The organism is Rathayibacter sp. VKM Ac-2803 (assembly GCF_009807175.1).
Taxonomy (GTDB): domain Bacteria; phylum Actinomycetota; class Actinomycetes; order Actinomycetales; family Microbacteriaceae; genus Rathayibacter.
In genome coordinates this window covers 3136929-3148310 of the sequence record NZ_WUCD01000001.1, presented here as the reverse complement: position 1 = coordinate 3148310, position 11382 = coordinate 3136929, and the positions used below count along the sequence as shown (strand labels likewise).

The following is an 11382-nucleotide window of genomic DNA, read 5'->3' as shown; positions in this document are numbered from 1 at the left end:
GGGCGGACCCCCGACACACGATAGCCGCGGACGGGGGGCAGGGGCGGGCCGCCGCGGCGAGCGGCTACAGGCGCAGGAGGCGGTCGAGGTGCGCGCCGACGGCGTCGTCCTCGATCAGGAAGCCGTCGTGGCCGAAGGTCGAGGTGATCACGGCCACCTCGTCGCCGTCGATGTTCCCGGGGGCGTGCGTGGCGATGATCCGCTGCCCCTCGACGGGGAACAGCCGGTCGCTGTCGATGCCGAGCACGAGGGTCGGGCTGGTGATCCGCGAGAGCGCCTCGGCCTCGCCGCCGCGTCCGCGGCCGACGTCGTGCGAGTTCATCGCCTCGACGAGGGTGATGTAGCTGTTCGCGTCGAAGCGGCGGGTGAACTTGTTGCCGTGGAAGTCGAGGTAGGACTCGACGGCGAAGCGGCCGCCCCCGCCGAGCGGGTCGAGACCCGACTGCCAGCTGCGCTCGAAGCGGTCGTTGAGCTCGGAGGGGCTGCGGTAGTTGAGCAGCGCCATCCGCCGCGCGAGCGCGAGGCCGCGGTACGGGCCCTGGCCGTCGCCGGCGTCGTAGTAGGAGCCGCCCGCGAACCCGGCATCGTTGCGGATCGCCTCGAGCTGCACGAAGTTCAGCGCGATCTGGTCGGCCGTGGCGCGCGGGGGAGCGGCGAGCACGGCGAGGCGGGCCACCCGCTCCGGATGCTCGATCCCCCACTCGAGCGCCTGCATCCCGCCCATCGAGCCGCCGATGACGGTGTGCCAGCGGTCGATCCCGAGGAGGTCGGAGAACAGCACCTGCGCGCGGACCTGGTCGCGGATGCTGGTGTACGGGAAGCGCGCAGCCCACTCGTGCCCGTCGGGGGCGAGGGAGGCGGGGCCGGTCGTGCCCTGGCAGCCGCCCAGCATGTTGGGCGCCACGACGAAGAAGCGGTCGGTGTCGATCACCTTCCCGGGGCCGACGAGTCCCGACCACCAGCCGTCGGTGGCGTGGCCGCGGTCGCCCCGCCCGAGCAGGTGCGAGTCGCCGGTCAGCGCGTGCAGCACGAGCACGGCGTTGTCCCCGGCGGGCGAGAGCTCGCCCCACGACTCGTAGGCGAGGCGCAGGTGCGGGAGGTGTCCGCCCGCCTCGAAGTCGAAGGGGCCGGCGTCGAGGAACCGGCGGTGGCCGGGGTGGTCGCCGTCCCGCCAGGCGCCGGTCGCGGGCGGCTTGCCGATCACGGAGCGGAGCTGGCGCTCGGTGATGAAGGCCGACGGGACGGTGTCCTCGGGTGTCTGCTGCCAGTCCATAGCGTGGTCCATCGTGTCACGGCGTGCCGACGGCCCGCCCTTTGTTACGCCCGCCTCCGCTCCGCGTGCAGAACGGACGAGGCCCCGCGCAGGATCGGGGCCCCGTCCGTTCTCGAGCGACTCAGGCGTTGGCGCGCGACGCCTCCACGACGGCACGCGCGGCCTGCAGCGCCTGAGCGAGGTCGGCGCGCAGGTCGTCGATGCTCTCGAGGCCGACCGACAGGCGCACCAGGCCCGGCGTGACGCCGGCGGTGAGCTGCTGCTCCGGGCTGAGCTGCGAGTGCGTGGTCGAGGCGGGGTGGATCACCAGCGAGCGCACGTCGCCGATGTTCGCCAGGTGCGAGAACAGCGAGAGGGAGTCGACGAACGCGCGACCCGCGTCCACCCCGCCCTTGAGCTCGAACGAGAGCACCGCGCCGACGCCCTTGGGCGCGTAGTGGTTCGCGGCCGCGTACCACGGCGAGGTCGGCAGGCCCGAGTAGTTCACGGTCGCGATGTCGGGGTGGTTCTCGAGGTACTCGGCGATCTCCTGCGCGTTCTGCACGTGGCGCTCGATGCGCAGCGACAGCGTCTCGATGCCCTGGATCAGCTGCCAGGCGCTCGCCGGGGCGATGGAGGCGCCGAGGTCGCGGAGGAGCTGCACGCGCGCCTTGATGATGTAGGCGAGGGAGTCGCCCACCGCCGCGGTGTAGACGGCGCCGTGGTACGACTCGTCGGGCGTGGTCAGCCCGGGGAAGCGGTCGGCGTTCGCCGTCCACGAGAAGGTGCCGCCGTCGACGATCGCGCCGCCGATGACGGTGCCGTGGCCGCCGAGGAACTTGGTCGCCGAGTGCACGATGATGTCGGCGCCGTGCTCGAAGGGGCGGATGAGGTAGGGCGTCGCGATCGTGTTGTCGACGATCAGCGGCACCCCCGCCGCGTGGGCGACGTCGGCGACCGAGCGGATGTCGAGGATGTTGATCTTGGGGTTGCCGATGGTCTCGGCGAAGAAGAGCTTGGTGTTCGGGCGGACGGCCCGGCGCCACTCCGCCTGGTCGTCCTGGTTCTCGACGAAGGTCGTCTCGATGCCCAGCTTGGCCAGTGTGTACTTGAAGAGGTTGTAGGTGCCGCCGTAGATCGACGAGGACGACACGATGTGGTCGCCCGCCTGCGCGATGTTGAGCACCGCGGCGGTCTCGGCCGCCTGGCCGGAGGCGAGCAGCAGCGCTCCCGATCCGCCCTCGAGCGCGGCGAGGCGCTCCTCGACGACGGCCTGCGTCGGGTTCTGGATGCGGGTGTAGATGTTGCCGAACTCGGCGAGCGCGAACAGGTTCTTCGCGTGCTCGGCGTTGTCGAAGACGTACGACGTGGTCTGGTAGATCGGGGTCGCGCGAGCCTTGGTGACCGGGTCCGGAGCGGCTCCCGAGTGGATCTGCTTGGTCTCGAACTGCCACTGGGTCGGGTCGGTCATGGTGCGTCCAATCGGTTCGTCGAAGTCTGCGGGTGGAGGCCGTTCTCCGCCGCGACGAGCCTAGGCGCGGCCGTCGGGGCGGTCGAGACCACCCGACACACGCGGTAATCCGATCAGCGGTGCCCCGGCCCGGGCTCCCGCACGTCGCGCTTCGACCCCGTCGGGTCGGCGCGGCGGGGCCGCTCCGGACGCTCGTCGGCCACGGGGGCGAACAGCCAGTCGGCGCGCGGCTCGACCAGCTTGTGGAACACGGTGCGCGGCCAGCCGAGCGAGAGCACCACCGAGACGAGCACGCAGAAGACGATCACCGCGATCAGCGCGAACGTGCTGTCGGCCTCCGAGAGGATCCCCGACTCGCGCAGCGGGTAGAGGACGAAGCTGTGCAGCAGGTACACGTACATCGTCGACTGACCCCACGTGGTCAGGGCGCTGCGCGAGCGCGGGACCAGGCTGAAGAAGGCGAGCGAGAGCGCGACCGCCGTCAGCATCAGCCCCAGGCGCACGAGGCCCGCCCACCACTCCGTCTCGCCGAGAGCGTCGTAGGGGCGGTCGTAGAAGAACCAGTAGCGCAGGTCCGCGGCGCGGAACGCCTCGATGTTGACGGTCATCACGAGGACGGTGACCGCGAACAGCGCCGCAGCCGCGACGCGCCAGGCGAGCAGCTGAGCCGGCCGCAGGTCGAGCCAGCGGTCGATGAGCGGAGTCCCGCCGAGCGTCCAGGTGCGCAGCCGCCAGCCGAAGACGAAGAAGGGGAGGATCCCGATCGCTCGCGCCAGCGAGAACGTCGAGTCGATGTTGTCGTAGTAGCTGACGCCGACGGCCAGCGCGACGCTGATCAGCAGAGGCCAGCGCAGCAGCGCCAGATAGGGGAGGACGAGCCGGAAGATCCCGAGCGCGAGCAGGAACCAGAGCGTCCAGCTGGGCTTGGTCGGGTTGAACTCCTGCTTGCCCTCGACGGCGAACTGCACCAGCGTCCAGACCGTCTCCATGATCAGGTAGGGCAGCAGGATGTCGGTCATCACCCGGCGCATGGTGCGGGTGCTCGGCGGTCCGCTCTTGGAGAAGTAGCCCGAGATGATCGCGAACGCCGGCATGTGGAAGGCGTAGATCGTCAGGTAGACGATGAGCGACACGTCGGACTGCGAGGTGAGGCGCTGGATGCCGTGCCCGATCACGACCAGGGTCACGCAGACGAATCGCGCGTTGTCCCACAGGGGGACGCGGCGCTTGGGGTGAGCGGCGACCGCGCCCGTCGCGGGAGCGGGGTCGGCGGGCTGCATGCGGTCAGGCTAGCGTTGGGCGGGACGACGGAGTCGGTGGTGCCGGAGGCTTGACGGAAGGGGACGATCGTGGTTCGACGCGTCGTCGTGACAGGAGCGAGTTCAGGGATCGGTGCGGCCACGGTCCGCCTGTTCCGCGACCACGGCTGGGAGGTCGTCGCCGTCGCGCGCCGCCGCGAGCGTCTCGAGGCGCTCGCCGCCGAGACCGGCTGCGAACTGTTCGTCGCCGACCTGACCGATGCCGCGCAGGTCGATGCACTCCGCGATCACCTCGCCGCGACCGGCCCCGTGCACGCCCTCGTCAACAACGCGGGCGGCGCCCTCGGGCTCGACTCGGTCGAGGCGTCCGACCCGTCCGACTGGACGCGCATGTTCGAGATCAACGTCCTCTCGGTGAAGCTGGTGACGAGCGCGCTGCTGCCGCTGCTGCGCGCGGGGATCGCCGACACCGGCTCCGAGGGATCGGCCGACATCGTCACCGTCACCTCCATCGCCGGCCACGTCGCGTACGAGGGCGGCGGCGGCTACAACGCCGCGAAGTTCGCCGCGCACGCCCTGGTGGCCGTCCTCCGGCTCGAGCTCGCGGGCGAGCCGATCCGGGTCATCGAGATCGCACCGGGGATGGTGCACACCGACGAGTTCTCGCTCGTGCGCTTCGGCGGCGACCGCGCCCGGGCCGACGCCGTCTACGCCGAGGTGCCGGCCCCGCTGGTGGCCGAGGACGTCGCGGCGGCGATCGTCTCCTCCGTCGAGCTGCCCGCGCACGTCAACCTCGACCTGGTGACGATCAAGCCGGTGGCGCAGGCGGCCCCGCACAAGGTCGCCAAGGGGACGCTCGCTCCGAAGGCCTGATCGGGGCCGGGACGGGATGTGACGCGGAGGGTCGCGACGCCCTAGCCTGTCCCTCATGGTTTCCGACGCCGACGACTCAGCCGACCTCCTCGCCGCCACGGAGAAGGAGGTCCTCGGCTGGCTCGAGTTCGGCGACGCCGCTCGCCACCTCGCCGACGACGTGGTCGCCTCCGGCTACCGGCCCGAGCTCGTCGTCGCGATCGCCCGCGGCGGTCTCCTCCTCGCAGGCGCGATCGCCTACGCCCTCGGGATCAAGAGCTGCGGCGCGCTGAACGTCGAGTTCTACACCGGTGTCGAGGCGCGGCTGGCCGAGCCCGTCGTGCTCCCGCCCCTGCTCGACGAGGCGTCGGTGCGCGGGAAGCGCATCCTGCTCGTCGACGACGTGTCCGACTCCGGGCACACCCTCGCGCTCTCGGTGAAGCTGATCCGAGCGATGGGCGCCGAGGTGCAGACCGTCACGCTGTACACCAAGCCGCGCACGGTCCTCGAGCCCGACTTCTTCTGGCGCCGCACTCCGCGCTGGATCGTCTTCCCCTGGTCGGCCCTGCCCCCGGTCGCCGGAGCACTCGCCGAGGACGACGAATGAGCGTCCACCTGATCGGCGGCGGTGGCGGCGCCGAGCACGACGCGCAGCTCTACTCCGCGTTCCTCGCCGAGGCCAGGACGCACGCCGTGGACGCGGGCCGCATCGAGGGGCCGCGCATCGCGATCGTGGTCGTGCACGACGGTCTCGGGTCCGAGGCCTACGCCCACTACTCCACGATGCTCGCCGCGGTGGGGCCGCTCGAGCCGGTCGCCGTGCTCAAGCCCGAGGGCGGTCGCATCGACCCCGCGGTCTTCGACGGCATCGACGGCGTCTTCGTCGGGGGAGGTCTGACGCCCGCGTTCCGAGACGCCCTCGAGCCCTCGTTCGCCACGCTGCGCGACCTCGTCTCCGCCGGTCTGCCCTACGCCGGGTTCTCGGCGGGGGCCGCCATCGCGGCCGACCGCGCGATCGTCGGCGGGTTCCGCGTCGGCGGTGTCGCGGTCGCTCCGGAGCAGGCCGCCGAGGAGCTCGACGAGGTGACCGTCCTCGAGGGCATCGGCCTCGTCGACGTCTCGATCGAGGTGCACGCCGCGCAGTGGGGCACCCTCGGGCGCCTCGTCGCCGCCGTCGAGGCGGGACTGGTCGACGGGGGAGTCGCGATCGACGAGTCGACCGTGCTCACGGTCGGCACCGGCGCGCTCCAGGTGCGCGGCGCGGGCTCCGTCTGGCGCGTCAGCGGCGGCTCGGCCGGGGTCGTCGTCGCGACGCTCGCCGCGAACTGACCCGATGGACCTGCAGGAGCTCGCCGGAGCGGGACTGATCGATCGGGGCTGGGCCGAGGCGCTCGCGCCCGTCGGCCCGGACATCGCGCGGATGGGCGACTTCCTGCGTGGCGAGGTGGCGGCGGGGCGGCAGTACCTCCCCGCGGGCAAGGACGTGCTGCGCGCCTTCGCGGCGCCGCTCGCCGACGTCCGGGTGCTCGTCGTCGGTCAGGACCCGTACCCCACGCCCGGCCACCCGATCGGGCTGTCCTTCGCGGTCGAGCGGCACGTCCGCCCCGTCCCCCGGAGCCTGCAGAACATCTACCGCGAGCTGCACGACGACCTCGGCATCGCGACTCCCTCGCACGGCGACCTCGGCGACTGGACCCGGAACGGCGTGATGCTGCTCAACCGAGTGCTGACCGTCGCTCCCGGGGCGCCGGCCTCGCACCGCGGCAAGGGCTGGGAGGCGGTGACCGAGCACGCCATCCGGACGCTCGCGGCCCGCGACCAGCCGCTCGTGGCGATCCTCTGGGGCAGGGACGCGGCGAACCTGCGACCGCTCCTCGGCGACGCGGGCATCGTCGAGAGCGCGCATCCGAGCCCGCTGTCGGCCTCGCGGGGCTTCTTCGGCTCGCGGCCCTTCAGCCGGGCGAACGCGCTGCTCGCCGAGCGGGGCGCGGAGCCGGTCGACTGGAGCATCGCCGAGTGATGACGGTGTCGGCGCGGGAGCCCCGCACGCCGCTACGCTGACTCGGATCATCGGAGAGGGGAGCAGAAGATGCTTGAGGAAGAGTACGAGCAACGCCGCGTCCTGCCGCCGCACCTGCGGAAGGCGCCGCCGCCCGAGCCGGACTTCTCGTTCGAGATCCGCGAGGCGCAGGAGCCCGATCTCCCCGACATCCGCGAGATCTACAACCACTACGTGCGCAACACGGTCGTCACCTTCGACGAGGACGACTCGACGCTGAAGGAGTGGCGGTCGAAGTTCCTCCGCAACCAGAAGCTCGGGCTCCCGTTCATCGTCGCGGTCTCGCCCTCGGGTCAGATCCTCGGCTACGCGATGGTGTCGCCGTGGTCGTCGAAGCGCGCGTACCGCTTCACGGTCGAGAACTCGATCTACCTGCGCGCCGCGTCGACCGGCAAGGGACTCGGCAAGGCGCTGATGGAGGAGCTGCTCGAGCGGTCGAAGGCCGTCGGCATCCGCCAGATCATGGCCGTCATCGCCGACAAGGGCGCGGAGGCGTCGCTCGGCATGCACGCGCGGTACGGCTTCGTCGAGGTCGGCCGGATGGGCCGCGTCGGCTTCAAGTTCGAGCGCTGGCTCAGCACCGTGCTGATGCAGAAGACCCTCAAGTAGGTGGGTCTCTCAGGAGAAGTCACCCCACCCGTGTGGCCCCTCCCTCGCTGATCGAGTAGCCCGCGCAGCGGGCGTATCGAGATCCACGTCGGTCAGAAGACCCGGTCAGGCGTCCGATCCACTGAAGCCGGTGGGTCTCGATACGCCCCTGCGGGGCTACTCGACCAGCATGCGGGGCGACGGACGCAGGTTGTTCCCTCACCACCGAGACGCAACGCGGCTTCGCCGCTCGATACGCCGCCTGCGGCGGCTACTCGACCAGCAGGGTTCGAGTGCCGCCCGCACTCGCTGATCGAGTGACTCGCGCAGCGGGCGCATCGAGATCACCGGCATCGGAGGTCGAGGCCGCCGGTCGATCCGCCACACTGCGAATGCGCCGAACCGGCGGGGCGGCGTGAGGGCCCAGTCCTACACTTGTCGGCATGGAATGGCTCGTCCCGCTCATCATCGTCGTGGCCCTCGTCGTCGTCCTCGGGGTCTACCTCTGGGCGACCTACAACTCGCTCGTGACCCTCAACGTCCGCGTGGACGAGGCCTGGAGCGACATCACCGTCCAGCTCAAGCGGCGGGCCGATCTGATCCCCAATGTGATCGACTCCGTGAAGGGCTACGCCGCGCACGAACGGCAGGTATTCGAGTCGGTGACCCGTGCTCGCGCCGAGACCCTCTCGGCCGAGGGCCCCGCCGAGGCGTCCGTCGCCGAGGACCACATGCAGAAGGCGCTGCGCTCGATCTTCGCGGTGGCCGAGGCCTACCCGCAGCTGCAGGCGAGCCAGAACTTCCTCCAGCTGCAGGGCGAGCTGGTCGACACCGAGGACAAGATCCAGGCCGCGCGCCGCTTCTACAACGGCGGCGTGCGCGAGATGAACACCAAGGTGAAGGTGTTCCCCAACACGCTCTTCTCCCGTCGGCTCGGCTTCTCGGAGCGCGAGTTCTTCGAGGTCGGCGATCTCGCCGCGATCTCGGAGCCCCCGCGCGTCCAGTTCTAGAGGCGCGCGGTGTACAGCGCGATCGCGAGGAACAAGCGCAACACCGTCCTGATCCTCGTGCTCTTCCTGGCGATCATCGGCGGTCTCGGCGCGCTGGCCTCCGCGATCTACCGCAGCACCGCGATCGTCGTCGTCGTGCTGATCGTGGCCGCCGCGTACGCGGTGTTCCAGTACTTCTTCGCCGCGAGCCAGGCCGTCGCGATCAGCGGAGGCGTCCCGATCGAGAAGGCGGACGAGCCGCGGCTGTACCGCATCGTCGAGAACCTCTCGATCACGACCGGCACCCCGATGCCGAAGGTGTACCTGATCGATGACCCGGCTCCCAACGCGTTCGCCACGGGACGCGATCCCGAGCACGCGGTCGTCGCCGCGACCACGGGGCTCCTGGCGATCATGGACGACGCCGAGCTCGAGGGTGTCATGGCGCACGAGCTCGGGCACGTCCGCAACTACGACATCCGCGTCTCGATGATCGTCTTCGGCCTCGTCGTCGCCGTCGGCTTCCTGTCCGACGTCTTCCTCCGCTTCGCGTTCTTCGGCGGCAACCGCAACGGGAGCGGGGGCGGCGGCAACCCGATCCTGCTCGTCGTCGGCCTGGTCTCGCTGGTGCTCGCGCCGATCGTCGCCACCGTCGTCCAGCTCTCGATCTCGCGGCAGCGCGAGTACCTCGCCGACGCGACGAGCGCGCTCACCACGCGGCACCCCGACGCGCTGGCGAGCGCCCTGCTCAAGCTCGAGTCGGCGGGCCGGCCGATGCGCCGACAGAGCACCTCGATGGCGCACCTCTGGATCGCCGACCCGGCCAAGCCGAGCGCGATCTCGCGTCTGTTCGCCACGCACCCGCCGATCGCCGACCGCGTGGCGCGCCTGAGCGAGATGGGCTCGCGCTTCTAGAGACCTCTAGATGTCGTACTCCTCGTCCGGCCCCGGCACCGGAGTGGGTGCCGCGAGCGGACCGCCGTCGAGCGTCGTGAGGTACTCCGCGAACACCGGCGCGGGATCGGTGCCCGTGGCGACCGCGTCGACGAGCGCCCGTCGGACCAGGGCGAGCACGACGGTGGCGAGCACGGCGGCGCGCGGGAACGAGGCGGGGCCGAGGCCCATCCGCTCGGCGATGCTCGGGGTGAGGGCGGCCTCGCCGTCGTGCAGCGACTGCGCCCAGACCGCCCGCATCGCGGGGGTCTCGGTGAGCAGCGGGATGAGCCGGAGGGTGCGCTCGAGCTGCCGGCCCGATGCCGCGGCGGCGAAGGCCGCGCCGAGTGCGGTGTTCAGCGGCTCGGAGGCGGGACGCGCTGTCAGAGCGCGTCCCATGGCCGCGATCGCCGCGTAGAGGACGGGACGGACGCAGTCCTCCTTGCCGCCGAGGTAGCGGTGGAAGGTGCGCAGCGAGATCCCGGCCGCATGGGCGAGATCGATCGAGCTGACGCCCTTGACGGTTCCGCGCTCGAGGAGGAGGGCGACGCACTTCTCGGAGAGGGCGAGCGCGATCGTCCCCTGACGCTGCGGCGTCGCCGCGCTCATTCGACCACCTCCGCGTGGTGGAGCGACAGTGCGGCCGAGAGTGCCGGGGCGAGCGTGCCGCGGCCGACGACGTCGACCGCGTCGAGTCCCTGCCACCGAGCCGCCTCGACGAGCAGAGCGGCGAGCCTCTCGGCGGTGTCGGCGGGAGCGCCGGGCTCGAGCCAGGCGGCCTGGACGCGGAGCATCTTCTGCTGACGGTCGCTCTTGAGGTCGATCCGCGCCGCGATCACGTCGTCGAGCAGCACCGGCAGCACGTAGTAGCCGTGCACCCGCTGGGCGGCCGGCGTGTAGATCTCGATCCGGTAGTGGAAGCCGAAGAAGAGCTCGGCCCTCGGGCGGTGCCAGACCACGGGATCGAAGGGGGAGAGGAGCGCGTCGGCGCGGAGGGCGCGCGGGCGCCGGGCCGCGGTGTGCAGCCAGAGCGGCACGGGCCGGCCCGAGCGCTCCCAGCCGCGGACCTCGACCGGCACCAGCTCACCCGCATCGACGAGATCCCGCACGGCCGCGAGGGTCGGCGCCTTGAGGAGCCGGTGGTAGTCGGCCAGATCGCCGAGGGTGCCGATGCCGTGCGCGACGGCGGCGCGCCGCACCAGCTCGCGGATCGCGTCGTCGGTCGAGACCTCGGCGTCGAGGACCTCGCGGGGGAGGGCCTGCTCGGCGAGCGCGTAGGAGCGCTCGAAGCGCGTGCGCCCTGCGCTCACCACCTCGCCCCAGCGGAACAGCACCTCGAGCCCGCGCTTCATGTCGGACCAGCCCCACCACGGGCCGGTGCGGACGTTGGCCTCGTGCTCGATCTCGGAGGCGCGCAGCGGCCCGTCGGCGAGCGCCGCCCGCAGCCAGTCGAGGGTCGCGCGGTTCTCGGCCGCCCAGCCCTCGTGCTCGGGGAGCCCGACGCGGCGGTAGTGCTCCATCCGCCAGCGGTAGAGCGGGACGTCGGCCCGGCGGATCAGCGCGGCCTCGTGCGCCCAGTACTCGAGGTAGTGGCCCTTCGGCGAGAACGCGACGGCGTCGAGCTGCGCGCGATCGTAGGCGCCGAGGCGGGCGAGGACGGGGAGGTAGTGGCTCCGCTCGAAGACGTTGACCGAGTCGAGCTGCAGCGGCCGGATCCGGTCGATCACCCCGAGGATCTGCCGTGTGCCGACCCGGGGCGGCCGCGCGGCGCCGAAGCCCTGCGCGGCCAGGGCGATGCGGCGCGCGAGCGCGGGAGTGAGCTGCTCGGTCATGGTGCCCCACGCTAGCGAACGCCTCCGACATCGGCCGTTCCGGAGGATCCCGCCCCGCCGCCGGATGTTCCCATCCGGTTCACCTGGGCATCCCCGTCTCGTCGCGAGGCGCTCCTAGGTTTCCGGAGGCGACCCGCCGGGTCCGCC

Annotated in this window: 12 protein-coding genes; 7 read left to right on the top strand and 5 right to left on the bottom strand. The window is 71.6% G+C overall.

Going from position 1 to position 11382, the window contains the following annotated elements; genetic code table 11:
• Window positions 1–64: 64 nt before the first annotated feature.
• From metX to GRS96_RS14705, 3 genes are all read right to left on the bottom strand, one after another.
• Window positions 65–1273: a homoserine O-acetyltransferase MetX gene (gene metX / locus GRS96_RS14715; RefSeq protein ID WP_159988837.1), complete on the bottom strand. Its 1209-nt coding sequence runs from the start codon at window positions 1271–1273 to the stop codon at window positions 65–67.
• Between the two features lie 121 nt (window positions 1274–1394).
• Window positions 1395–2723, bottom strand: coding sequence for a bifunctional o-acetylhomoserine/o-acetylserine sulfhydrylase (locus tag GRS96_RS14710; protein ID WP_159856539.1), 1329 nt, complete (start codon window positions 2721–2723; stop codon window positions 1395–1397).
• Between the two features lie 113 nt (window positions 2724–2836).
• Window positions 2837–4003, bottom strand: coding sequence for an acyltransferase family protein (locus GRS96_RS14705; RefSeq protein ID WP_159856537.1), 1167 nt, complete (start codon window positions 4001–4003; stop codon window positions 2837–2839).
• 69 nt (window positions 4004–4072) lie between these two features.
• Between GRS96_RS14705 and GRS96_RS14700 the strand changes: the two genes are divergently transcribed.
• The 7 genes from GRS96_RS14700 (at window position 4073) to GRS96_RS14670 (ending at window position 9385) form a co-directional block, all read left to right on the top strand.
• Window positions 4073–4855, top strand: coding sequence for an SDR family oxidoreductase (locus GRS96_RS14700; protein WP_236553635.1), 783 nt, complete (start codon window positions 4073–4075; stop codon window positions 4853–4855).
• Between the two features lie 55 nt (window positions 4856–4910).
• Window positions 4911–5441 carry a phosphoribosyltransferase gene (locus GRS96_RS14695; protein ID WP_159856535.1) on the top strand — a complete coding sequence of 177 codons (531 nt, stop codon included), beginning with the start codon at window positions 4911–4913 and terminating at the stop codon, window positions 5439–5441.
• On the top strand, window positions 5438–6163 hold the full coding sequence (locus GRS96_RS14690; RefSeq protein ID WP_159856533.1) for a Type 1 glutamine amidotransferase-like domain-containing protein: 726 nt from the start codon (window positions 5438–5440) through the stop codon (window positions 6161–6163). The genes GRS96_RS14695 and GRS96_RS14690 overlap by 4 nt, the downstream gene beginning before the upstream one ends.
• Window positions 6164–6167: 4 nt before the next feature.
• Window positions 6168–6854 (top strand): uracil-DNA glycosylase, encoded by a 687-nt coding sequence (locus tag GRS96_RS14685; RefSeq protein WP_159988836.1) that lies wholly within the window; start codon window positions 6168–6170, stop codon window positions 6852–6854.
• Window positions 6855–6923: 69 nt separating this feature from the next.
• Window positions 6924–7502, top strand: a complete 579-nt coding sequence (locus GRS96_RS14680; RefSeq protein ID WP_159856529.1) for a GNAT family N-acetyltransferase — start codon at window positions 6924–6926, stop codon at window positions 7500–7502.
• A 422-nt stretch (window positions 7503–7924) separates the two neighbouring features.
• Complete coding sequence (locus tag GRS96_RS14675; RefSeq protein ID WP_159856527.1) at window positions 7925–8491, top strand: LemA family protein; 567 nt, start codon at window positions 7925–7927, stop codon at window positions 8489–8491.
• A gap of 9 nt (window positions 8492–8500) precedes the next feature.
• Window positions 8501–9385, top strand: a complete 885-nt coding sequence (locus GRS96_RS14670; RefSeq protein ID WP_159988835.1) for a M48 family metallopeptidase — start codon at window positions 8501–8503, stop codon at window positions 9383–9385.
• 6 nt (window positions 9386–9391) lie between these two features.
• Here GRS96_RS14670 and GRS96_RS14665 read toward each other — a convergent pair whose 3' ends face one another.
• Both GRS96_RS14665 and GRS96_RS14660 read right to left on the bottom strand, forming a co-directional pair.
• Entirely contained in the window at window positions 9392–10012 is a 621-nt protein-coding gene (locus GRS96_RS14665) for a TetR/AcrR family transcriptional regulator (RefSeq protein WP_159988834.1), read from the bottom strand.
• Window positions 10009–11235 (bottom strand): winged helix-turn-helix domain-containing protein, encoded by a 1227-nt coding sequence (locus GRS96_RS14660; RefSeq protein WP_159988833.1) that lies wholly within the window; start codon window positions 11233–11235, stop codon window positions 10009–10011. The genes GRS96_RS14665 and GRS96_RS14660 overlap by 4 nt, the downstream gene beginning before the upstream one ends.
• Window positions 11236–11382 lie beyond the last annotated feature (147 nt).